The organism is Rhodococcus sp. Eu-32 (assembly GCF_003336925.1).
In the GTDB taxonomy this organism is placed as follows: domain Bacteria; phylum Actinomycetota; class Actinomycetes; order Mycobacteriales; family Mycobacteriaceae; genus Rhodococcoides; species Rhodococcoides kyotonensis_B.
The window spans coordinates 168,324-192,012 of record NZ_QGNK01000009.1; the positions used below are offsets into that span (position 1 = coordinate 168,324).

22 protein-coding genes and 1 pseudogene are annotated in these 23,689 nt (G+C 65.5%); 19 read left to right on the top strand and 4 right to left on the bottom strand.

Annotation, left to right across the window (positions count from 1 at the left end):
• Positions 1-19 precede the first annotated feature (19 nt).
• Positions 20-883, top strand: coding sequence for a hypothetical protein (locus DK926_RS13330; RefSeq protein ID WP_114330802.1), 864 nt, complete (start codon positions 20-22; stop codon positions 881-883).
• Positions 884-973: 90 nt separating this feature from the next.
• Here the strand turns inward: DK926_RS13330 and lhgO are convergent, their stop codons facing one another.
• Positions 974-2,173 (bottom strand): L-2-hydroxyglutarate oxidase, encoded by a 1,200-nt coding sequence (lhgO, locus tag DK926_RS13335; RefSeq protein ID WP_114330803.1) that lies wholly within the window; start codon positions 2,171-2,173, stop codon positions 974-976.
• 149 nt (positions 2,174-2,322) lie between these two features.
• Here lhgO and DK926_RS13340 point away from each other — a divergent pair, with 149 nt between their 5' ends.
• Positions 2,323-4,722, top strand: a complete 2,400-nt coding sequence (locus tag DK926_RS13340) for an ATP-dependent Clp protease ATP-binding subunit (RefSeq protein WP_114330804.1) — start codon at positions 2,323-2,325, stop codon at positions 4,720-4,722.
• Positions 4,723-4,967: 245 nt separating this feature from the next.
• A complete protein-coding gene (locus tag DK926_RS13345; protein WP_243636792.1) occupies positions 4,968-5,831 on the top strand; it encodes an alpha/beta hydrolase in 864 nt (287 codons plus the stop codon).
• On the opposite strand, the gene DK926_RS13350 is transcribed toward DK926_RS13345, so the two are convergent.
• Positions 5,828-7,180, bottom strand: a complete 1,353-nt coding sequence (locus tag DK926_RS13350; protein ID WP_114330806.1) for a cytochrome P450 — start codon at positions 7,178-7,180, stop codon at positions 5,828-5,830. The genes DK926_RS13345 and DK926_RS13350 overlap by 4 nt on opposite strands.
• An 84-nt stretch (positions 7,181-7,264) precedes the next feature.
• Between DK926_RS13350 and DK926_RS13355 the strand changes: the two genes are divergently transcribed.
• The 3 genes and pseudogenes from DK926_RS13355 (at position 7,265) to DK926_RS13360 (ending at position 8,316) form a co-directional block, all read left to right on the top strand.
• Positions 7,265-7,888, top strand: coding sequence for a helix-turn-helix domain-containing protein (locus DK926_RS13355; RefSeq protein ID WP_207890812.1), 624 nt, complete (start codon positions 7,265-7,267; stop codon positions 7,886-7,888).
• A gap of 14 nt (positions 7,889-7,902) precedes the next feature.
• Positions 7,903-8,031, top strand: a pseudogene (locus DK926_RS27030) (DUF2256 domain-containing protein); the annotation flags it as partial.
• A gap of 15 nt (positions 8,032-8,046) precedes the next feature.
• The gene (locus tag DK926_RS13360; RefSeq protein ID WP_243636796.1) at positions 8,047-8,316 is read left to right on the top strand and encodes a DUF3253 domain-containing protein; all 270 of its coding nucleotides are present in this window, start codon (positions 8,047-8,049) and stop codon (positions 8,314-8,316) included.
• Between the two features lie 43 nt (positions 8,317-8,359).
• On the opposite strand, the gene DK926_RS13365 is transcribed toward DK926_RS13360, so the two are convergent.
• Positions 8,360-9,307 (bottom strand): sugar-binding domain-containing protein, encoded by a 948-nt coding sequence (locus DK926_RS13365; protein WP_068430235.1) that lies wholly within the window; start codon positions 9,305-9,307, stop codon positions 8,360-8,362.
• 128 nt (positions 9,308-9,435) lie between these two features.
• On the opposite strand from DK926_RS13365, the gene DK926_RS13370 reads away from it, so the two are divergent.
• The 10 genes from DK926_RS13370 to DK926_RS13415 all read left to right on the top strand — a co-directional run bounded on the left by DK926_RS13370 (position 9,436) and on the right by DK926_RS13415 (position 19,535).
• The gene (locus tag DK926_RS13370; protein WP_243636793.1) at positions 9,436-10,077 is read left to right on the top strand and encodes an SIS domain-containing protein; all 642 of its coding nucleotides are present in this window, start codon (positions 9,436-9,438) and stop codon (positions 10,075-10,077) included.
• Positions 10,074-11,558 (top strand): xylulokinase, encoded by a 1,485-nt coding sequence (xylB, locus tag DK926_RS13375; RefSeq protein WP_114330807.1) that lies wholly within the window; start codon positions 10,074-10,076, stop codon positions 11,556-11,558. Before DK926_RS13370 ends, xylB begins: the two co-directional genes overlap by 4 nt.
• On the top strand, positions 11,555-12,172 hold the full coding sequence (locus DK926_RS13380) for a hypothetical protein (RefSeq protein ID WP_114330808.1): 618 nt from the start codon (positions 11,555-11,557) through the stop codon (positions 12,170-12,172). The genes xylB and DK926_RS13380 overlap by 4 nt, the downstream gene beginning before the upstream one ends.
• On the top strand, positions 12,169-13,212 hold the full coding sequence (locus DK926_RS13385) for an NAD(P)-dependent alcohol dehydrogenase (RefSeq protein ID WP_068430223.1): 1,044 nt from the start codon (positions 12,169-12,171) through the stop codon (positions 13,210-13,212). Before DK926_RS13380 ends, DK926_RS13385 begins: the two co-directional genes overlap by 4 nt.
• A complete protein-coding gene (locus DK926_RS13390; RefSeq protein ID WP_114330809.1) occupies positions 13,209-13,973 on the top strand; it encodes a glucose 1-dehydrogenase in 765 nt (254 codons plus the stop codon). The genes DK926_RS13385 and DK926_RS13390 overlap by 4 nt, the downstream gene beginning before the upstream one ends.
• Positions 13,967-15,022, top strand: coding sequence for an alcohol dehydrogenase catalytic domain-containing protein (locus DK926_RS13395; protein WP_114330810.1), 1,056 nt, complete (start codon positions 13,967-13,969; stop codon positions 15,020-15,022). Before DK926_RS13390 ends, DK926_RS13395 begins: the two co-directional genes overlap by 7 nt.
• Positions 15,019-16,572, top strand: coding sequence for a sugar ABC transporter ATP-binding protein (locus DK926_RS13400; RefSeq protein WP_114330811.1), 1,554 nt, complete (start codon positions 15,019-15,021; stop codon positions 16,570-16,572). The genes DK926_RS13395 and DK926_RS13400 overlap by 4 nt, the downstream gene beginning before the upstream one ends.
• Entirely contained in the window at positions 16,569-17,588 is a 1,020-nt protein-coding gene (locus tag DK926_RS13405; protein WP_068430212.1) for an ABC transporter permease, read from the top strand. Before DK926_RS13400 ends, DK926_RS13405 begins: the two co-directional genes overlap by 4 nt.
• Positions 17,589-17,638: 50 nt before the next feature.
• Positions 17,639-18,679 carry a substrate-binding domain-containing protein gene (locus DK926_RS13410; protein WP_068430208.1) on the top strand — a complete coding sequence of 347 codons (1,041 nt, stop codon included), beginning with the start codon at positions 17,639-17,641 and terminating at the stop codon, positions 18,677-18,679.
• A gap of 97 nt (positions 18,680-18,776) precedes the next feature.
• The gene (locus tag DK926_RS13415; RefSeq protein WP_114330812.1) at positions 18,777-19,535 is read left to right on the top strand and encodes a GolD/DthD family dehydrogenase; all 759 of its coding nucleotides are present in this window, start codon (positions 18,777-18,779) and stop codon (positions 19,533-19,535) included.
• 44 nt (positions 19,536-19,579) lie between these two features.
• On the opposite strand, the gene DK926_RS13420 is transcribed toward DK926_RS13415, so the two are convergent.
• The gene (locus tag DK926_RS13420; protein ID WP_114330813.1) at positions 19,580-21,088 is read right to left on the bottom strand and encodes an acyl-CoA synthetase; all 1,509 of its coding nucleotides are present in this window, start codon (positions 21,086-21,088) and stop codon (positions 19,580-19,582) included.
• A 120-nt stretch (positions 21,089-21,208) separates the two neighbouring features.
• Here DK926_RS13420 and DK926_RS13425 point away from each other — a divergent pair, with 120 nt between their 5' ends.
• The 3 genes from DK926_RS13425 (at position 21,209) to DK926_RS13435 (ending at position 23,676) form a co-directional block, all read left to right on the top strand.
• The gene (locus DK926_RS13425; RefSeq protein ID WP_114330814.1) at positions 21,209-22,000 is read left to right on the top strand and encodes a LuxR C-terminal-related transcriptional regulator; all 792 of its coding nucleotides are present in this window, start codon (positions 21,209-21,211) and stop codon (positions 21,998-22,000) included.
• 87 nt (positions 22,001-22,087) lie between these two features.
• Complete coding sequence (locus tag DK926_RS13430; protein WP_068430196.1) at positions 22,088-23,257, top strand: LLM class flavin-dependent oxidoreductase; 1,170 nt, start codon at positions 22,088-22,090, stop codon at positions 23,255-23,257.
• Positions 23,258-23,259: 2 nt separating this feature from the next.
• Positions 23,260-23,676, top strand: coding sequence for an SRPBCC family protein (locus DK926_RS13435; protein ID WP_114330815.1), 417 nt, complete (start codon positions 23,260-23,262; stop codon positions 23,674-23,676).
• The last annotated feature ends 13 nt before the right edge of the window (positions 23,677-23,689 follow it).

Here is a 23,689-nt window from a genome sequence, read left to right on the forward strand (position 1 = left end):
ACAGGTAAGTTCGAGCAGCATGAGCCTGACTGAGATCGCACGTGCCGCCTACACGACGCTCGAACCCTTTCACGTGTCGGCTTACTTCAACCCCCAGGTAAGGGAGGCGGGTGACGAACTGGGACTCGACGGGCACGCCTGGTACGTCGGTGCCCGAGCAGCACCGATGGGTGAGACCGCCGCCAGTGTCGTCGCGGCGGCGTTCTACAACTTCAACCCCTCCATGATCGAGAAAGCCTGGCCTGCTGCCGTCGGCGCCGGGTTGGACAGGGTGTCGGATCGACGGTGGGCGATGCTCGACTCGGTCCTCGGTGATGCACTGGGTTCTCGTACTGGCGACTCCGAACTGGTCGAGGTTGCGAAGCGGCTCAGGCACATCGGCGACACCGCGGTGTTCGCCGGCCGTCCACTCGCCGCCGCCTGGCATTCGGCGACCGCACCGGACGCGCCGCACCTTGCGTTGTGGCATGCGATCACCGTCATCCGGGAGTGGCGCGGTGACGGCCACATCGCAGCACTGGTCGACGCGCAGCTGGACCCGACCGAGGCCGTCGTCTTCCACGAAGCTTTCCACCCCGAACCGAAGGCCCGACGCGTCCTCGGAAAGCGGATCACCCAGTTGACTCGCCAATGGTCGGACGAGGAATGGGACGCCGCATTCGATCGCCTCGCCACGCGAAACCTGCTGATGCGCACCGACGCAGGCGAAGCATTGACCGACGACGGCGTCGCACTCGATGCGCACATCGAGGCCAGGACCGATGCACTGGCGTCGGGCATCTGGCGCGACGTGCCCGATGCCGAGGACCTGATCATCCGTGTGCGGCCCTACGTCAAGGCCGTGATCGACGCGGGCATCCTGCCGGGAACGAAGAAGCGCTGACGGGTGGGCATGGTGTACCAGTTACGGTCGGTCGGGTGCGGGAGATCCCGTCCGTCGAGTGACAAAAGTGGTACACCATGCCCACCGAGGTCACTCCGCCCGGCGGTAAGCCTCTTGCACGACATGCTCGGCGATTGCGAGCGACGAGGTAGCGCCCGGCGACGGCGCGTTGCGTACGTGGAGGATCCGCGCGCTACCGGTGATGACGAAGTCGTCCTCGAGGCTGCCGTCGCGGTTCATCGCCTGCGCACGAATGCCGCGAGGGCCGCGTCGGACATCCTCGACGGAGATGGCGGGGACGTATCGACGCGCTTGTTCGACGAAAACTCGTGTGCTCAGCGCAGTTCGGGTCTCGCGTACTGCGGCTGGGATGTTGCGCGCGGCGAATCTCCAGAACCCGGGGAAGCCGATGGCGTCGGCCACGTCCTTCGGCGACAGCGTCCGACGGTCGTAGGATTCGCGACCGAGTGACAGAAAAGCGTTGGGCCCCAACGTCACATCGCCCTGAATCGTCTTGCTGACATGCACGCCGAGGAACGGGTACTTCGGGTCCGGCACCGGATAGATCAACCCGTTCACCAACGCCGACTTCTCGGGTGACAGCAGGAAGTAATCGCCGTAGAACGGCACGATCTTCGGAAACGACGACTCCCCTGCTGTCACGGCGAGGCGGTCCGACTGCAGACCAGCGCATGCGATGACCCGGTCGAATCGGTCTGCACCAGAGCGGGTCTGAACGTCTACGCCACCGGACCGCTCGGCCAGATCCGTCACTGCGGTACGCAGCAGGATCTGCCCGCCGAACGCCGTGATGTCCTCGGCGAGCGCGCGCGTCATGCCCGGATAGTCGACGATCGCCGTTTCCGGGGAATGCAGCGCCTTACGACCGCGGGCGTGCGGTTCGATCGCGCGTATGTCCTCCGCTTCGATCAGCTTGACGCCGGGAACACCGTTGGCCAGCGCTCGCTCGTGGATGGCGTCGAGGCGCCGGCATTCGTCCTCGGTGTGCGCGACGACGATCTTGCCGCACTTGTCGAACGCCACGCCCTTCTCGGCAAGGAATTCTTCGAGCAGCGAAACGCCGCGGCGGCACAGCCTCGCCTTGAGGCTGCCCGGCTCGTAATAGAGGCCCGCGTGCACGACGCCGCTGTTGTGACCGGTCTGGTGCGCTCCGACGAAGGCCTCTTTCTCGAAGACGGTCACCTCGACGCCCCTCGACCTCATCAGCTCCCGAGCAACCGCAAGCCCGATGATTCCGCCCCCGACAACCGCAACCTTGCTTCGCGCCACGTCCCCACCTCGCGTCGATGCTCCGATGACCGGGCCATTCTCACACGGGCCGCGGCGTGTAGAAGTTTTTTTCTGTCGGCGGGAATTGATACCTTGTCGAGCACGTTAGTTGAGTCGAAGACGCTCAAGCTTCCGTAGGAGGAACACGAATGCCGGCATACCTGGGGCCCGAAGGCCCTCGTCGCATCGATATCAGCCGTCTGATGAGCAGGTCCACCCAGTCGCTCATCGGCGACGCGGCCACGTTCGCTGCCGGACGCGGCGACGCCGAACTCGATGCGTTGCACGTGCTGCACGTCATGGCACAGAACGATCCCACCCGCAGCCTCATGCAGCGCGCAGGTGTCCAATCACCCGCCGTCGTCGACGCGGTGGAGTTGCGACTGCCGCAAGGCGGCGGCTCGGTGAATGCCACCGCCCTGAGCAGCACGTTGAAGACCGCGATCCTCGAGGCGCACCACATCGCGCAGTCGCTCGGATCGACGTACATCGACCCCGAACACCTGTTCCTGGCGTTCGCCGCCGATCAGGATCACATCGCCGGTCGCCTGCTGGCGTCGGAAGGAATCACCCCCGAGGGGCTGCAGACCGCGCTCAAGGGCGGAACGGTCGAACCCGCGTCGAATTCCGAGACGCCGACGCTCGACAAGTACGGCGTCGACCTGACCGAACGTGCCCGACAGGGCGGTGTCGACCCGGTCATCGGCCGTACCGACGAAATCCAACAGACCATCGAGATCCTGTCACGTCGCACCAAGAACAACCCGGTGCTCGTCGGTGAGGCAGGCGTCGGCAAGACCGCCGTCGTCGAGGGCCTCGCGCAGCGCATCGTCGACGGCGACGTGCCCGAGCGCCTGCAGGGCAAGCGCATCGTTCAGCTCGATCTGTCGTCCATGGTCGCCGGTACGCGCTACCGCGGCGACTTCGAAGAGCGGCTGACCAAGGTGATCGACGAGATCTCCGCACACAAGGACGAACTCGTCATCTTCATCGACGAGGTTCACACCCTCGCGGGTGCAGGCGGCGGCGCCGACGGCGCCATGGATGCCGGAAACATCCTCAAACCCAAGCTCGCTCGCGGCGAACTGCATATCGTCGGTGCCACCACACTCGACGAGTACCGCACCAACATCGAGAAGGACCCCGCTCTCGAGCGTCGGTTCCAGCCCGTGACAGTGCCCGAACCGAGCGTCGACGACGCCAAGGCCATTCTCACCGGGCTGCGTAGCCGGTACGAGGAGCACCACGGTGTTCGATACACCGACGACGCGATTGCCGCTGCCGTCGACCTGTCCGATCGCTACATCGGCGACCGGTTCCTGCCCGACAAGGCGATCGACCTGATCGACCAGGCCGGCGCCCGTAAGCAGCTGACCCGTCCGGTCGTCGACAGTGCAGCGATCGAAAAGCAGCTCGCCGCACTGGAAGTCGAGAAGGAACAGGTCATCGCTCGCGAGGACTACGAGCGTGCGTCGCAGATCAGGGACGAGGTATCAACGCTGCAGGGGCGCCTGAACGGAACGGTTGCCGACGCTCCCGACGTGACCGCCGAGGACATCGCCGACGTCGTTTCACGTGCAACCGGCATCCCCGCCAGCCAGATGACGCAGGAGGAGAAGGAACGTCTGCGTCGCCTGGAAGCGGAACTGCACGAACGCGTCGTCGGACAGGACGAAGCAGTGAAGGCCATCGCCCGTGCGGTGCGTCGTAGCCGGACCGGTATGAGTGATCCGGATCGCCCCGTCGGCAGCTTCCTGTTCCTCGGTCCAACCGGTGTCGGCAAGACCGAGCTCGCGAAGGCGCTGGCTGCGTCGTTGTTCGGCGACGAGAAGAAGATGCTGCGCCTCGACATGAGCGAGTTCGGCGAACGGCACACCGTGAGCCGTCTCGTCGGTGCGCCTCCCGGATACGTCGGTTACGGCGAGGCGGGTCAGCTGACCGAGCAGGTTCGACGCAACCCGTACTCGGTGGTGCTGCTCGACGAGATCGAGAAGGCACACCCCGACGTCTTCGACACGCTGCTACAGGTGCTCGACGACGGCAGGCTCACCGACGGGCAGGGCCGCACGGTCAACTTCCGCAACACCGTGGTGATCATGACGAGCAACCTCGGCTCGGACATCATCTCCAGCAAGTCCGGTGGTCTGGGGTTCACGACGGGCGAGCAGGACGAGAAGCCTCTGCGCGACCGGGTGATGGGTCGGCTGCGTGAGTCGATGCGGCCGGAATTCCTCAACCGCATCGACGAGATCGTGGTCTTCCGCAAGCTCGACACCGACCAACTGCACCGGATCACCGACCTCATGCTGGAGGAGAGCCGGGAACGGTTGTCGGCCAAGGGCATCGAGATAACCTTCAGCGATTCAGCGGTCGACTGGTTGGCACGGAACGGGCATCAGCCCGAGTTCGGTGCGCGGCCGTTGCGTCGCTCGATTCAGCGGGCGCTCGACGACCGGATCGCCGATCTGCTGCTCGACGACATCCTCACCGAGGGTGGCACCGTGTCGGTGGACGTCGCAGACGACGAGTTGGCACTGAACGTCGCCTAGTGACAATCGAAGCCGCCCGTGTACTTCCGAGTACACGGGCGGCTTCGTCGCATCCTGACCGACCCGCGCACCGAGGCCGCCTTCGCCGGACGCCTGACGTAGACGCTCACCGAATCGCCAGCCGCACGTCGTTTTGCAAGCAATTCAGGCCGCACCTGGCAACATGGTGAGCACCTGCGGGGATACGGACAACACTCCCGCGCGCTATGTTCGACGATGACCCCCTCAGCGTCGAAGGAGCAGCCGTGGCCGATACGTCGTCGTACATCTCGAAGCAGGACCAGCTGGAGATCAGCACCTACACCTGGCCGACACAGCAGACTCCCATCGGCGTCGTACAGATCGCGCACGGACTCGCCGAGCATGGCAGCCGCTACGCGCGATTCGCCGAAGCTCTCAACGGTGCGGGATTCCACGTCGTCGCCTCCGATCACCGTGGCCACGGTTCGTCGATCACCGACACACCTGGAGACCTGGGCTCGATGGGGTTCCCCGCACTGTGGGCGGACATCGAGCAGCTCGGCGAACACCTGCTGGAGACCTACCCGGACCTACCGCTGTTCTTGTTCGGGCATTCGATGGGTTCGTTTGCGGCGCAGCATGTTCTGGTCGAGCGATCCGACCTGTATGCGGGCGTGGTCCTGTCGGGATCGTCGGCGATCGACGTACTCGCAGCAGGCATGGCGGACGCCCCCGCCGGCGATCTGAGTGTGTTCAACAGCGCCTTCGAGCACCGCACCGGTTACGAGTGGCTCTCGCGCGACGAGGCGGAGGTGGACGCCTATGTCGCCGACGCGTTGTGCGGGTTCGACCTTCCCGCCGCCACCGTCCCGGCATTGTTCACCGAGGCCGACAAGCTTGCCGACCCGCACAAGCTCGAAGAGGTTCGCTCCGAGCTGCCGCTGCTGATCGCGTCGGGTTCGGACGATCCACTCGCCGGTGGTGGACAGCTCGTCGAGTTACTCGGGTCGCGCTACCGCGAGGCAGGCTCGAGCGACGTCACCGTCACGATCTACGACGGCGCCCGCCACGAGATTCTGAACGAGACGAACCGCGACGACGTCACCGCCGACATCGTCCGCTGGCTGACCGACAGGGCGACCGGCTAACGGCGTCGTAGATTCACGGGCTGCCCGTCCTCGGGGAAGGGCAGCGACGTGAAATTCAGTGGCGCAGTGTAATTCGGGTCCACACTCCACTCGAACCGCCTCAGCAAGTGGAACATGATGGTCTTGATCTCCGCACCCGCGAAGTACATGCCGATGCACTTGTGGACCCCGCCGCCGAACGGTTCCCACGCGTAGCGGTGCACCTTGTCCTCGCGCCGCTCCGCGGAGAACCGTTCCGGGTCGAACTTCTCCGGATTCGGCCAGTACTGCGCCATGTGGTGCGTGAAGTGCGGTGCCACGGACGCGTACGTGCCCGCGGGGATGTACTTGCCCTGCACCACGGTGTCTTTCACGGCGCGGCGCGCGACGACGGGCGTCGGCGACACGAGCCGCAGACACTCCTTCATGACCAGATCGATGTCGACGAGCTCGTCCAACTGCTGAAACGTCGGCGAATCCGTCTGCAGCGCAAGCGCCTCCGCACGACACCGTTCGCGCCACTCCGGATGTTGGCCCAAATACTGCATCATCGTCGACAGCGTGATGGTCGACGTGTCGTGTGCGGCCATGAGCAGGAAGATCATGTGGTCGATGACTTCGTCGTCGGTGAAGCGTTGCCCGGTATCGGATTCGATGTGGCACAACACCGAGAAGAGGTCGTCGGTCTCGTTGTCACGTCGCGCTGGAAGGTAGCGCCGAAAGAACTGCTCGAGCACCTTGCGCCCGTCGAGACCTCGCTTCCACCTGGTGCCGGGAACCCGATATCGGACGATCGACGTCGCAGCCTGAACGCATGCGACGAAACTCGCGTTGATCGTGTCGATTTCGGCTTCCGTGCTGCCTTCGGCACCGCCCATGAAGATGTTCGTCGCAACATCCAGTGTCAACGCCTTGAGCGCAGGATAGACATGGAAGTCGGCGCCCGGCTCCCAGTGTTCCAACCCTTCGGCGACGACCGGGTTCAACGCGTCGACCGACTTCGCAATACGCTGCCGGGTGAACGCCTGTTGCATGATGCGCCGGTGGCGCAGATGTTCGTCGTCGTCGAGCAACATGAGCCCGCCGTGAAAGAACGGCCCGATCAGCAGCGACCACCCGTCGCTGTTGACGAATGCCTTGTCCTTGTTCTGAAGAACTTCCTGGCACGCGTCGGGTCCGAGAACCGTGATCCACCGCTGGCCCGCCATGGTCAACCACGACACGTCGCCGTATTTCTCCCAGCGACGTCCGAACAGCTTGAGCGGATCCCTCATGTATTCGAGGGTGTGTCCGACGATGGGCACCCCGCCGTCGCCGCGCACGGCGTCGAGCTGCGAATCGGCAGGTGGGGCAGCGAGCATTCGAGCCATGGCAAACCTCCCGTAATCTGACAGGGCATCATGTCAGATAGATGTAGTCTGCGTCACATCCGCCGCATCTGTCAACATCGACACATGACCCCGACGACGCGTCGCTACGCCGGAATGAGCGCCGACGACCGTGCAACCGAACGAAGGTCCCGACTGCTCAACGCCGGGTTGGACGTATTCGCCGACGCAGGCGCGAAGGGCGCGACGATGACCGCGATCTGCGCGCGAGCCAAACTCACCGAGCGATACTTCTACGAGAGCTTCAGCAGCAGGGACGAACTGCTGCGCCAGGTGGTCGACATGGTGTCCGACGAGATCCGGGTCGCCGCACTTGCCGCGCTCCATTCGTCCGACGGCACCGTCGAAACCCGAGTGCGGCAGGCAATCACCGCTTTCGTGACCGTATTGACCGACGACCCGCGCAAGGGACGAGTCGCCATGATCGAGTCTCTCGCCGTCGACTCGTTGCGCCGATATCGTCGAGAATCGTTGCGCGACTTCGCTCGCCTGGTAGCAGACCAAGCGCACGAACTGTACGGCAGCGACGCATGGCCCGAGCCACGGTCGGAGATCAACGGCCTGCTGTTCACCGGCGGTCTCGCCGAACTGATCATCGCGTGGCTGAACGACGAGATCGACGTGACGCCGCAGCAGATCGTCGAGTCCGCGACCTACCAGTTCATCTCCACATCGCATCGACCACGGTAGCTACAGTGGATTCGGTGGCCCACGCTCACCGCTCCAGGCAAACGACACCCCCGGACAAGACGTGCGCGTCGTGCGGCCGCCGAATCGAATGGCGCAAGAAGTGGGAGCGACACTGGGATGACATCAAGTTCTGCAGCGACGCGTGCAGGCGGCGCAAGGTGACATCCTCGGATCACGACCTCGAGAACAAGATCAGGGAATTGCTCGACGCCCGTTCCCGCGATGCGACCATCTGTCCGTCCGACGTCGCCCGGGCGATGTCCGACGACAACTGGCGCGATCTAATGGAGCCGGTGCGTCGCGCCGCCCGCCGCATGGTCGACGCAGGCGAGGTCGAGATCACGCAGAAGGGGTCGGTCGTCGACCCGTCGACAGCCAAGGGGCCTATCAGAATCCGCTGGGCGGCTACGCCGCCCGTGCGCGGATAGTTGGCCTGGGTTGCAACTATCCGCGCACGGGTGCGGAGCGCAATCAGCGCACGAGCCCCGCAGCGGTCCCGGCGTCGATGATCAGCGACGACACCAGTCCGGATTTCAGCACCGCTCGGACGGCCGCGACCTTCGCTTCACCCGCCGCAATGGCGATGACGTGCTCGATACCGCGCAGGCCGTCCTCCGACACGCCCATCCGCCGATCGTCCAACCCGTGCACGCGGTTGCCTTCCGCGTCGAGCAGGAGCGCACAAGACTCGGCCACCACACCTTTCGCCGTCCAGTCCCTCGCCTCCGACGGCGTCAGCAAGTCGTACACCTGCGACAGACCCGGCCCCCACGCGCCGATGGAGACAACGGCTTTCGTCACCGAGGCATGGTGACGCAACGTCTCCTGAATTCCCCGACTGCTGCTCAGCGCAGCGCACGTGCGGGCGTCGGACACGACGAGCGGCGCGTACATCGACCACGCCTGCCCTCCCCCGAGTTCGGTGATTCGACGCACCAGTTCGGCGGATGTCGCACCGACGGCACCCGCCATGCCCGTCAACTGCACGACGTCGCATTCGGCGATGGCGTCGAGATGCGTCGTCATCCGGGACAACGTTCGACCACAGTCGACGCCGAGTACGTCTGCGGGAGTGACGATTTCGCTCAACAGCTCAGCGGTGACGCGACCCACCGCGTCCCACAGCTCGTCCTGACCGTCACTGGCGGTGCGGACCGCGAACGCCATCCGCAATCCGAACTCGTCCTTCAGTGCGCGCGAAAGTTCTATGTCGATCGATTCCGGGGCGTGCACGGTGATCTCGACCATTCCCGACGCGACGGCGTCCTCGAGAATGCGAGCCACCTTGAAGCGGGAAAGACCGAACTCGTCCGCAATCTGAACCCGTGTGCGCCCGTCGACGTAGTACCGACGCGCAATCAATCCTCGCTGGACGAGTTCCTCCGGCCCCACTCTGCGGACCTCGGACTCCTGCGGCATCCCCCCACCTTTCGCTGTCACTGACACCATCATCATCACATGCGCTCATCTGAGCAAGCTGATTGACACATGAGCACGGACAAAGCATGATCCTGTTCACTATGCATGTGAGCAGTGAGGTGCGACATATGAGCAAGCTCGACGACGCCGAACTTCGGCGTCTCGCGCACACCGTGTTGGTCCGGGAGGCCGTCGGCCTGGCCAACCTCGCAGATACCGTCGAGCCCAGCGTCGTTCGCGTCGCCCGCGCCGTGGTCGAGACGTCCGGCAAGGTCATCACCACCGGTTCGGGAACGTCGGGAATCATGGCCGAGCGCCTGGCCCATTTGCTGTCCGTCTGCGGCGCACCCGCCCTCTACCTCCCCGCGATGGATGCACTGCACGGCGGAATGGGCGCGATCGAGACGTCCGATCTCGTGCTCGCCATCTCCAAGACAGGGCGCTCGTCCGAGCTCACTCGACTGGTGACCCGCCTCGTCGAGCGCGGGGTTCGTGTCGTCGCCGTCACCGAGTCCGTCGAATCCCCCTTCGCGTCCGCGGCCACCGACATCGCGGAACTCCCTGCAACCCAGCCCGATTCCGACCCGGGAAACATGATCGCCATGGCGAGCACGCTCGCAGTCGGCGCATGGGGAGACGCGGTCGGCGTCGTCGCCATGTCGTTGAGCGGCCACACGATGCACGACGTCGTGAACTCGCACCCGGCAGGCGGCGTCGGAACTCGCGACGACGTCATGTCCGCGTCGAACGAACCGGTGGTCGGACTGTGACGCGACAGGTCGTCGTCGGTGTCGACTCGTCGACACAATCGTGCAAGGCCGAGGTACGCGACGCCGAGTCGGGCGAGCTGCTCGCCTCCGGGTCCGCGCCTCATACTCCCGCGTTCCCACCGTGCAGCGAACAGGATCCGCGTTCGTGGTGGGAGGCGCTGGTGATCGCCGTCCGAGCCGCGCTCGCCGCAGCCGGCGACGTACAGGTGACCGCGCTGTCCGTCGCGGCACAGTGCCACGGCCTGGTGTTGCTCGACGCCGAAGGTGAGCCGCTGCGCCCCGCGAAACTGTGGAACGACACCACAGGCGCAGAGCAGCTCGCGAAGCTCGTCGAGGCGATCGGTGGCCCGAAGTGGTTGCGCCGCATCGGTTCTCTTCCGACCGCTGCATTCACCATCGCAAAACTCGCGTGGGTCGCCGAACACGAACCCGCGACGGTGGACGCCACGCGTCGAATCCTGTTGCCGCACGACTACTTGACCTTCCGGCTCACCGGTCGCGCCGTCACCGATCGATCCGACGCGTCCGGCACCGGCTACTTCGACGCGACGACGTCGACCTGGCTGCCTGAATTCCTGGATGCGGCCGCGGGTCCACGCGACTGGCTGCCGATGCTCCCGACAGTCCTCGGAGGCGCCGAGCCCGCCGGGGCACTGACCGAGTCCGCGGCCGCCGCGCTCGGCCTTACCCGTTCCGTGCTCGTCGGAGCAGGTGCGGGCGACCAGCACGCCGCATACCTCGGACTCGGTCTGAGCGACGGCGACCAGTACATCGGTCTCGGTACGTCCGGCGTGTTCGCAACCTCGACGCGCACACCGGTGTTCGACGAGGCAGGCATCGTCAACGGTGTCGCCGACACCACCGGCGGGTACCTGCCGCTCGTCTGCACGCTCAATGCAGCCCGAGTCGGTGATACCGCCGCCCGAATCCTCGGAACCGACCACGCCGGGCTCGCCGCTCTCGCCCTCGCCGCCGAACCCACCGTCGGCCCGACACTCGTGCCATTCCTCGACGGCGAGCGGACGCCGAATCGTCCCTACGCACGGGGCCTGCTCTCGGACCTCACGTCGGCGACGACGCGGGAGGAAATGGCACGCGCGTTCCTCGAAGGTCCGCTGCTGTCTCTTTTGTCCGGTCGAGATGCGTTGCGCTCGTTCGGGATCGACTGCGACGGCCCGCTCACGGTCGTCGGCGGTGGCGCCCGGTCACCGGCTACGCTGCAGCTGCTCGCCGATCTCTCCGGCGACACCGTCACCGTTCCCGACGCCGACGAGGCGACGGCACGTGGTGCATGCGTGCAGGCAGCAGCCGTAGCAGCGGGCGTCGACGAGGCGGGGATGGTCGAACTCGCACGGCGATGGACCCCACCCGCACGGACGACCGTCTCGCCGCGGGAGACCACCCGGGACATCACCGAAGTCCGCGCACGCTGGGCGGCAGCAACTGCCGTCGACGCACTGGACCGGCGGGACGACGCATGACGATCACGTTGGCTCCCTGGCACGTCGGGTACGAAAAGCACCTGGCCGGAAGCGTGTACGCCGCAGCACCAGGACTTCGGACGCAGGCCGCCGAGGCACTCGTGGCGGCAGGGATCGCGGTGCACGTCGACGTCATGGCGCCCGGCGAAGGTCTCCCCGTCGGTGTCACGCTGGACGAACTGGACGAGCTCGCTGCCATCGTGCCGCGCGACATGCTCGGAGTTCACCTCGTCGGAAGCGCAGACGGAGTCCGCGCCATGCTCCCGCGTATCCCGGACGTGGGCGATCTGTACGTGCCGCTGGGCACCCCCGGTATCGGCTCGTCGCGAGTGTGGGCGGCGGTGTGGGACGAGGTCGACGAGGCGAGCGCATCGACGGTCGATCTGACCGGGTACGACGGTGTGCTGCTCATGCTTCTCGAACCCGGAACATCGGGAGTTGCCGACCCCGATCGCCTCTCGATCGCCACAGCCCTCGCACGTCGAATCGACGTCACGCTCGACGGCGGAGTGACCGAACATCTGATGCCTGCATGCCTGAGCACCGGTGCGTCGACCGCCGTCGTCGGCCGCGCCCTCATCCTCGATTCCCCACTGCCGGAAGGACACTCATGACCACCGCAACACCGACACCGCCCGCATCGTCGATGCGCGCGAGTGTGATGACGGGCGTGCGGACGCTCGAGATCGAAGATCGCCCCGTTCCGACGCCCGCACCGAACGAGGTGCTCGTCGAGGTCGCGGCAGTGGGCGTCTGTGGTTCGGACGTTCACTACTATCGCGAAGGTCGCATCGGCGACTTCGTGGTTCACGACCCGATGGTTCTCGGTCACGAGCTGTCCGGACGGATCGCCGCCGTCGGCGAGGGTGTCGACGAGAGCCGCATCGGTCAGCGCGTCGCCGTCGAACCGCAGCACCCGTGCCGTCGCTGCGCGCAGTGCATGGCCGGGCGTTACAACCTGTGCCCCGACATGAAGTTCTACGCGACGCCTCCTGTCGACGGCGCCTTCTGCCGCTACGTCACGATCGACGCGGACTTCGCTCACCCGGTTCCGGATTCGCTGTCCGACGAGGCCGCAGCGCTGCTCGAGCCACTGTCGGTCGCCGTCACCACGATGCGCAAGGCCGGGATCGCTCCCGGGTCGTCCATCCTGATCGCAGGCGCAGGCCCCATCGGCATCATCACCGCACAGGCCGCGCGCGCCTTCGGTGCTGCGCGAATCGTCGTCTCCGACCCGGTCGCCTCGCGGCGCGAGCGCGCCCTGACCTTCGGCGCCACCGAAGTGATCGATCCGACGGTCGACGACGTCGCCGCGCTCGATCCACAGGTCGACGCATTCGTCGACGCCAGCGGTGCCGTCCCGGCCGTGCAGAGCGGCATCCGCGCCGTCGGACCTGCCGGGCGCGTCGTTCTGGTCGGAATGGGTGCCGACGACTACCCCCTCCCCGTCAGTCACATCCAGAACCTCGAGATCACGGTCACCGGCGTGTTTCGCTACACCGACACCTGGCCCGCTGCAATCCATCTCGCGTCGTCCGGACTGGTCGATCTCGACCGACTCGTCACCGGACGCTACGACCTCGAGCACGTCGCCGACGCGCTCGAAAGCGACACCGACCCTGCCAGCCTCAAGTCGATAGTGGTGCCTGCATGAGCAACAATCCCTTTGATCTGACCGGACGTACCGCGATCGTCACCGGCGGCAACCAAGGACTCGGACGCGCGTTCGCGTTCGGTCTCGCCGCGGCGGGCGCCAAGGTCGCCATCGCCGGACGCAGCGCGGAACGCAACGAGAAGGTCGTCGCCGAGGCCGCAGCCGAAGGCCACGAGTTCGCGGCAATCACAGCCGACATCACCCGGCACGCCGACGTCGAGCGGATGACCGCCGAGGCGATCGACACGCTCGGTCACGTCGACATCCTCGTCAACAACGCCGGAACCTGCTACCACAACGACTCGTGGGACGTCACCGAAACCGAATGGGACAACGTCTTCGACCTCAACGTCAAAGCGTTGTGGGAGTGCAGCATTGCCGTCGCCGCCCACATGCGCGAGCGTAAGAGCGGGTCGATCGTCAACATCGGTTCCATGTCGGGCATCATCGTCAACCGCCCGCAGATGCAGCCTGCGTACAACGCGTCGAAGGCCGCCGTACACCATCTCACCAAATCCCTTGCCGCCGAATGGGGACCGCTGGGCATCCGCGTCAACGCCGTGGCCCCCGGTTACTGCAAGACCGAGATGGCTCCGGTGGACCGCCCCGATCTCAAGCGCTACTGGATCGACGACGCACCCATGCAGCGATACGCGATGCCCGAGGAAATCGCTCCGAGTGTCGTGTTCTTGGCCAGTGACGCAGCGAGTTTCATCACCGGCTCGGTTCTCGTCGCGGACGGAGGATACACAGCATGGTGAGCACCGAGGTGTCCACCGTCCGGCGCATCCTCGTCGAAGGCATCGACAGCGTCAGCGTCGAGACGGTCGCGACTCCGGAAGCGGCGACCGGAGAAGTCCGCGTACGCAGCACCGTCGTCGGCATCTGCGGATCCGATGTCCACGCCGCACACGGTCGGCATCCGTTCATCGACCTTCCGTTTCGGCCCGGCCATGAGGTCGTCGGCGTCGTCGACGCAATCGGCGACGGTGTCGACGCATCCCTCGTGGGCACACGCGTCGTCGTCGAACCCAACCTCGCGTGCGGGCACTGCACTCAGTGCCTCGCCGGGCGTTACAACATCTGCGCCGAACTCGCGGTGTTCGGGTGCCAGACACCCGGCGGCCTGACCGACGCGTTCACGATCGCTGCCGACCGCGTGATCCCTCTCGACGACGCACTCGACGACCGTCACGCGGCCCTCATCGAGCCCCTCGCCACCCCCGTTCACGCTGTACGACGGGCCGCGACACTCGTCGACGGACTCGACGGCAAACGCGTCGCAGTGTTGGGCGCGGGGCCCATCGGATTGTTCGTGCTGCTCGCAGCACGTCGTGCAGGTGCGACCGTCGTCGTCGCAGATCTTCTGGAGTCGAAACGCGCTCGGGCGCAACGGCTCGGCGCCGTCGGCAGTTTCGATCCGACCGCTTCGGACGCCGTCGCCACCGCGAAAGAAGCCCTCGGCGGGCCTGCCGACGTCGTCATCGACTGCGTCTCGCGGGAATCGTCGGTCGCTCAGGCAGTCGACCTCGTGGACAAGGGCGGCGCCGTCCTGATCGTCGGCGTTGCTGCCGGCGCGACGGCGGTACCTCTGGACCTCGTTCAGGACCGCGAGATCATCGTCGCCGGGTGTCTGATGTACGTCCGCGAGGACGTGCAGGAGGCCATCGACATGCTGACCGAAGGCCTCGTCCCGATCGACGAGTTCGTGACCGGCGAATTCCCGCTCGATCGCGCCGCCGACGCGTTCACGGCGTCGACCGATCCCGAACACGTCAAGGTACTCATCACCGTCGGAGGACGACCGTGACCCGGCTGCTCGAATGTCGAGAGGTGACGAAGAGTTTCGGTGGAGTGCCTGTCCTGAAGGGTATTTCACTCGAGCTGGAGCCCGGCACCGTCACCGCTCTGGCGGGTGAGAACGGCGCAGGCAAGTCCACTCTGATGAAGATCGCGACCGGTCAGATCCGCGCCGACACGGGGACCGTCACGATCGGCGAGCACACCTTGTCCGCCGGCGACCCGAGGGACGCCGTGCGGCACGGTGTGGCCATCGTGCCGCAGGAACTGGCGTCGATCGACGACATGACGGTGTACGAGAACATGTTCGTCGGCCGCGAGAAGCGCCGCGGCTTCTTCCTGGACCGCCGCGCGATGATCGACGAGGCAGCGAAAGCGCTTGCGGTGTTCGACGTCTCGATCTCGCCGACCGCACGGATGGGTAGTCTGCCCGTCGGGCTGCGCCAGATCATCGAGATCGTCAAGGCCGCGCGGACCGGCGCCCAGGTAGTCATGCTCGACGAGCCGACCTCTGCGATCTCCGAGCGCGAGGTCGAGGGTCTCTACAAGGTCATGAAGCAACTGCGTGATCGCGGTGTCGCCATGGTCTACACGACGCACAAGATGGCCGAGATCCGTGCCATCGCAGACCGAGTCGTCGTGCTGCGCGACGGAAAGCTCATCACCGACGAGAAGCTCACCGACATCACCGACGACGAGATCGTCACCGCGATGATCGGACGTGAACTCGAAACCCTGTTTCCCGACGTCGTATCCGGCACGGGTGACGTCGTCCTCGAGGTCGAGAACCTGCACGTGTCAGGCGCTTCGGCTCCGGTGAACCTGACGGTGCGGCGCGGCGAGATCGTCGGTCTGGCCGGGCTCGTCGGCGCCGGTCGCACCGAACTGCTCGAAGCACTGTTCGGTATGCGCGCGGTGACGTCGGGAACAGTCAAGGTGGACGGTCGCACGGTCCCGAAAGGCAAGCCCGCTGCGGCCATCACCGCAGGCATGGCGATGGTTCCCGAGGATCGCAAGATCAACGGCGTCGTCCTGTCGATGAGTGTGTTGGACAACGGATCACTGCCCAGACTGTCGAGCTTCAGCATCGCCGGCTGGCTGCGAAACAGGACTCGCACCAAGACGGTCTCCGACGCCATGGAGTCGGTGCGGCTGCGTAGCCGAGGAATGGGACAGTCCGTCGGTACTCTTTCCGGTGGAAATCAGCAGAAAGTCGTGCTGGCGCGGTGGTTGACCGGTACCGTCAACGTGCTGCTACTCGACGAGCCCACTCGTGGCGTCGATGTCGGGGCCCGCTCCGAGATCTACCGCATCATCACCGAATTCGCCAGCCGCGGAATGGCTGTCGTGATGGCGTCGTCGGACATGCCGGAGATCGTGGGACTGTCGCACCGCGCGTTCGTAATGCGTGACGGTGCGTTCGTCGGCGAACTCGATCGGGACGCACTCGATCACCCCGAAGTTCAAGACTCGGTCTTCCGCATGGCGACCGCCCTGGACACACGTAGCGAAAACCCTGCGGCCCTTGACCGGTCGCCACTCGAGGAGGCACAACAGTGACAACACCCGTCGCTGAACCGGACGCCAAGACGTCCGTCTCGGCAACGACCGGAGAACCGGTGCGCCGATTCTCCGGCGCGTGGGCCGGAGCTCTGGCATTGCGTTATTCCATGGTCATCGTCATGCTGCTGGTGATCGGCTACTTCTCCTACCGCAGTGCTCGTTTCGGCACCGTCGACAACCTGCAGACCATCCTCGTGGCGGCCGCGCCGTTCGCGTTGATCGCCCTCGGGCAGACACTCGTCATTCTCACCGGTGGCATCGACCTGTCGGTCGGCAGCGTCATCGCAGTCTCGGCCATGGCGTCCGCCGCCGTGGCCAAGGCCAACCCGGGCCAGATCTGGATGACGGTACTCGTGGCCGTGGCCGTCGGACTCGTCGCCGGTTCGATCAACGGTTATCTCGTTTCTCGCATCAATGTGCCCCCGTTCATCGCGACACTCGGTATGCTCACGGCCGGTTCGGGTTTCGCGTACGTGATCGGCGGTGGCGCTCCGATCAACGGCCTTCCGTCCGAGTTCGGACAGATCGCCAACACCAAGATCTTCGGAATTCAGATTCCGGTGCTCGTGATGATCATCGGAATCCTCGTGTTGGCCGTCGTCATGAAGCGAACTGCGTACGGCATGCGGGTCTACGCCGTCGGCGGCAACCGCACGGCGGCCGAGATCGCCGGCATCAACGCCAAGAACGTCCTGTTCAGCGTCTACGCGCTGTCAGGCGTGCTCGCGGGATTGTCGGGTGTCATGCTTGCCTCTCGCGTCATCTCGGGCCCGCCGAATCTCGGCCAGGGATACGAACTCGACGCGATCGCCGCGGTCGTCATCGGCGGCGCGAGCCTCATGGGTGGGCGCGGAACCATCTGGGGCACCGCGCTCGGCCTGTTCATGATCCAAACGCTCAACAACGGTCTCGACCTTCTCGTCGTCCCCGCCTACTGGCAGGACGTCATCAAGGGCGTGCTCATCGTCGCCGCGGTGTCGGTCGACGTCTGGTCGTCGAAACGAAGAACCTGACCGATCTTTTCCGAACCCTCGCACAACCCTTCACCGATCTGGAGATGACAATGAAGTTTGCTTCCAAAGTGCTGACCGTGGCCGCCGCCGGCGCGCTCACTGTCGGCCTCACCGCCTGCGGCGCAGGTGATACCAGCGCTCAGGACGGCAAGACTCGTATCGGCGTCACCGTCTACGACATGAGCTCGTTCATCACCGCGGGCAAGGAAGGTATGGACACCTACGCCGCGGCGAACGACATCGAGTTGCTGTGGAACTCCGCCAACAACGACGTCTCGACGCAGGCAAGTCAGGTGGACTCGCTCATCAACCAGGGCGTCGACGCGATCATCGTCGTGCCTGCCCAGGCTGATTCGCTTGCCCCGCAGGTCCAGTCCGCCAAGGACAAGGGAATTCCGGTCATCGCAGTCAACGCAGCACTCGAGACCGATCAGATCTCCGGCAACGTCCAACCCGACGACGTCGCCGCAGGCGCACAGGAAATGCAGATGATGGCCGACAGGCTCGGCGGACGCGGCAACATCGTCATCCTGCAGGGACCACTCGGCGGATCCGGTGAGATCAACCGTGGCGCAGGCATCGACCAGGTTCTCGCGAAGTACCCGGACATCAAGGTTCTGGCCAAGGACACCGCGAACTGGAAGCGTGACGAAGCCGTCAACAAGACGAAGAACTGGCTCTCCAGCTTCGGTGACCAGATCGACGGCGTCGTCTCGCAGAACGACGACATGGGCCTCGGCGCGCTGCAGGCACTGAAGGAAGCAGGACGCACCGACGTTCCGATCGTCGGCATCGACGGCATCGAGGACGGTCTGAACGCCGTCAAGAGCGGCGAGTTCATCGGCACGTCCCTTCAGAACGGCACCGTCGAACTGTCCGCCGGTCTCGCCGTCGCGAACCGCATCGCCAAGGGCGAAGAGGGCGACACCGCGCCGGTGTACGTCATGCCTGCCATCACCCAGGACAACGTCGACGTCGCCATCGAGCACGTCGTCACCGAGCGTCAGGCCTTCCTCGACGGTCTGGTCGAGCTGACGAACAAGAACCTCGAGACCGGCGACATCGCCTACGAGGGAATTCCCGGTCAGTAGCTCGACCCGAAGTCGATTTCACTTCGAGGCGGGGCGGTGCCCCTCCATGCCCGCCCCGCCTCGAACACCACTGTTCGAACGAAAGGTGTGCCCTGACATGACGTCCCTCCCCGCGCCCGTCGACTTCTCGTTCGACGGCATGGTGGCCGTGGTATCCGGAGGTGCGTCGGGTATCGGCGCTGCCATCGGTGCAGCCTATGTGGCACAGGGCGCCACCGTGGTACTGCTCGATCGCGACGGCGACGCGGCCGCCAGGGCTGCGTCGGACATCGGCGCTCGCAGCGTTTCCTGCGACGTGGCCGACCGCGAATCGGTCCGTTCCGCAGTCGATTCGGTGATCGCCGATTTCGGACACGTCGACGTTCTGGTCAATTCGGCAGGCGTTGCGCGTCTGGCACCTGCCGAAGACCTGTCCGACGACTTCTGGAACCTCACCATCGACGTCAATCTCACCGGCACGTTCCTGATGTGCCAGGAGTTCGGGCGCGCCATGCTCGAACGCGGCTCGGGCCGCATCGTCAACATCGCCTCGCAGGCGGCCACCGTCGCCATCGAGGAACACGCCGCCTACTGCGCCTCGAAGTTCGGTGTACTGGGGTTGACGAAAGTCCTTGCCGCAGAATGGGCGGGCCGCGGCGTCACCGTCAACACCATCTCCCCCACCGTCGTCATGACGCCCCTGGGTCGTGAGGCCTGGTCCAACCCCAAGGGCGACGCTCTGCGCGCCCGCATACCGGTAGGCCGCTTCGCGGAAACCCACGACGTCACGTCGGTTGCGGTCTTCCTCGCCTCCCCCGGCGCAGCCATGATCAACGGCGCCGACATCCTCGTCGACGGCGGTTACACGATCTTGTAGTGCGACTGCGCCACCCGTGCGTGGATCGTCGGCCCAGGTTGCAACTATCCGCGCACGGGTGCGGAGCGCAACTCCCGTTTCAGAAGTTTGCCGCTCTGGTTGCGCGGGAGCTCGTCGACGAACGTGACGGTCTTGGGCACCTTGAACGGTGCGATCAAGCCCTTCACGTGGTCGACGATCACCTGCTCGGTCACGCCGTCCGCGCCGTCCTTCAGCACCACCACCGCGGTCACGGCCTCGATCCATTTCTCGTCGGGCGTACCGATGACGGCGACCTCCGCGACAGCGGGATGCGTGTAGACGGCGTCCTCCACCTCACGTGAGGCGACCAGAATGCCGCCGGTGTTGATCACGTCCTTGATCCGGTCGACGACGGTGATGAACCCTTCGGCATCCCGCGTCACGAGATCACCGGAGTGAAACCACCCGTCCTGGAACGCTTCTGCCGTCGCCTCGGGCTTGTCCCAGTAGCCGTCGCACAGTTGCGGTGAGCGGTAGAGAATCTCACCGGGCTCGCCGTCGGGAACGTCGTCGCCGTTCGCGTCGACGACACGTGTCTCGACGAAGAACACCGCACGACCGCACGAGGCAGGACGCTCCTCGTGCTCCTCTGGTTGCAATACCGTTGCGAGCGGACCGATTTCGGACTGTCCGAAGCAGTTGTAGAATCCCAGGTCCGGATACCGCTCCCGTAGGCGGTTCAGTACGGTCACCGGCATGATCGACGCGCCGTACTGGGCCTTGGTCAGCGACGACAGGTCACGCGTCTGCAGATCCGGATGATTCGCGAGCGGCACCCACACCGTCGGCGCGAGGAACAGCGAACCGATTCTGTCCTCCTCGATGCGCCGCAGGATTTCCGGCACATCGGGACGCCTCATCAGATGCACTGTCGCACCGACCGACAGGTACGGCATCGTGAACACGTGCATGCCGGCCGAGTGGTACATCGGCATCGCGATCAGCGGATTGTCGTCCTTGGTGAAACCGAGCGCGATCACGGACGAGACGTACTCCGCGATCAATGCGCCGTGAGACATCATGGCGCCCTTCGGTTTCGACGTCGTTCCCGACGTGTAGAGCAGCTGCGCCAGGTCACTCGACTCAACGGCGGACTCGAGTTCGTCGATGCTCTCGGAACCGTCGAGCAGGTCCGGAAGAGCCAGCACGTGATCGACCGGCAAGTCGGCGCGGACGGAGTCGAGCGTGGCCGCGAGTTCCGGGTCGACCAGTACCGCGCGCGAACCGGACTGCTCGACAAGATATTTCAGCTCGTCCCCGACGAGTGCGTAGTTGACCGGAACGTGCACCAGCCCTGCCCGCGCGCACGCGAGGAACCCGACGACGTACGCATCGGAATTCACGCCGTACGCGGCGACGCGGTCGCCGGTGACCAACCCCAGCGCGAGCAGGCGTCGCGCGGCCCGGCTGACCGCGTCGTCGAGCTCGCGGTACGTGTGGCTGCGGCCCTCGAACGTGATGGCGGTGCGCTCGGGGAATCGGGCGGCCGACCGGCGCAGTACGCCGTCGATGGTGTTGGTTCGGGTGCTCATGAGCGGAGATTATCGTGCGGCTGTGCCACCCGTGCGCGAATAGTCGGTCCAGGATGCAACTATCCGCGCACGGGTGGCGAAGCCGCCCGAACGAACGTCCGCATTGGTTACCATCGCGGGATGCGCTCCTCCGTGCCCGAAGCCGCCTCGTCGTGGCAGGACACACTGTCCCCCGAGCATCTGCGTCGCATACTCGGGGTCCTCGACGTGTGCCGCACTTCCCCGGGTGGCACGCAGTTCAAGGAAAGTCTGGTCGACGCCATCGCGACGATCTTCGACGTCCGCGACGTCACGTTCTTCTTCGGATCGACCTATCCGACGCTGTTCGCCGACCCCGCGCCCCTGCTCACCGGTGCCGCCGAGCCGCTGCTCGTCGAATACCAGGAGCGATGGCGCGACAAGGACGTCTTCGCGCTCCCGCAAGCCCGACGCACGCTGACCGACGACGGGTTCGCGACGCTGGACGATCTCGCACGTCTCCCGGTTCCGCAGAGGTCCTACGTCGAGGACTATCTGGCATCGCACGGGATGGGCACCGCGTCGGCGATCCACCTTCGCTTCGCCGACGGCGAGGCCCTCGTCGGAATGTTCGACCGCGAGCGCTACTGGGATCTCGGCGATCTCACCGCGATCCGATTGCTCGCCGCCCACCTGCGCGTGGCCAGTCGATCCATCGTCATCGGTGACGACGTCGACGCAGAGGACCCGCTCGCGGGGTTGACTCCCCGACAGGTCGAGGTGGCCGAACTGATCAGTGACGGCTTGACCAACGCGCAGATCGCCGCCGAACTGACACTGACCGAAATGACTGTCAAGAAATACGTCAGCCGCATCTTCGAGACCACCGGACTACGCAACCGCGCAGCTCTCACGGCCTCGCTGCTGCGCAGAAACGGGTCGGCTGCCCGTTAGGTTGTCCACTTTCGAGGACTGTCAGCGAGTGTGGCGTGGGTCATACAGTCGCTGGGACCCCATCCCCTCATCACAGTTGGAGAACCGATGACGCGCCTGAAGTTCGGTACGTTCCTCGCCCCGATCCACACGCCCGGACAGAACCCGACGCTTCTGCTCCAGCGCGATCTCGAGCTCGTCGAATACATCGAGAAGCTCGGCTACGAGGAAGCGTGGTTCGGCGAGCATCACTCTGCGGGCGCCGAGATCTACGCGTCCCCCGAGATCATGATCGCCGCCGCAGGCGAACGCACGAGTCGTATCAAGTTGGGCACCGGCGTCACGTCGGTCAGCTACCACAATCCACTATGGGCGGCCGAGCGCATGGTGATGCTCGACCACCTCACCCACGGCCGCGTCCTGTTCGGCCTCGGTCCAGGATCGCTGCCGACCGACGCCGCGATGCTCGGCCTGTCGCAGATCGACACCCGCGAACTGTTGGCGGAGAACGCCGACATCATCATGCGACTGCTGCGCGGCGAAACCGTCAGCGCGAAGACCCGCACGCACGAGTTGTTCGACGCGAAGATCCAGATGGCCCCGTACTCGGATCCGCTGTTCGACGTCGTCGTCGCCGCCATCGCGTCGCCGACCGGCGCTCGCCTCGCCGGCAAGCTCGGCATCGGCCTGCTGTCCATCGCCGCCACCCTGACCGCCGACGGCTTCAGTGCACTGCAACACCATTGGGGCATGCTCGAGGAATTCGCCGAGCAGGCGGGACGGTCCGACGAAGTGGATCGTTCGACGTGGCGCCTCGTCGGCCCGTTCCACATCGCCGAGACCGTCGAGCAGGCATACGAGGATGTCGAGCACGGGATCGAGTACTGGTTCAACTACCTGCAGCACGTTGCCGCGTTCCCGCAGATGGACGTCCGCGGTGAGAACAAGAAAGAGATGATCGACTTCATCAACACGTCGGGCATCGGCGTCATCGGTACCGCGGAGCAGGCACGCGCACAGGTGCAGCGACTCGTCGACCAGTCCGGCGGCTTCGGCACGCTGCTGCTGCAGGGCCACGACTGGGCGAACCCGCAGGCCACCAAGCGTTCCTACGAACTGTTCGCACAGGACGTCATGCCGTACTTCCAGGGCCAGGCGCAGCCGATGCTCGATGCGGCAGCCCATGCCGAATCGGTCCGCGAGGGCCAAGCCGACGAGCATCGCAAGGCCGTCGACCACATGACGAAGAAGTACAACGCCGAGTTGGGAAGGGCCTGATCATGGCAACTATCTCGGTACGACAGGAATTCGACCAGAGCCCGTCCGCGCTGTGGGCCGTCGTCGGCGATCCGGCGGCTGCCGCGTCGTGGATCCCGTCGCTCGGCTCGGCCACGATGGAGGGCGACGTCCGGCACGGTGTGTTCACCGACGGAAACCCGGTGCGGGAACGCATCGTGGCCCACGACGACGAGAACCGCACGTACACGTACGAATACGTCGACGGGCCGCTGCCGCTGGCCAAGTACGTGTCGACGATTCGCGTCGACGCCGCGGGATCCGGATCGGTCGTCTCGTGGGACGCGGAATTCACCGCGTCGGGCGACGACCCGGCCGCGTTGGAGAAAGATCTCGAGAGCGGCATCGGCGACATCTACCGCGCCGCACTCGACGAAGCCGGGCGGCTGGCCCAGTCGTGACGGCCGGTCTTGC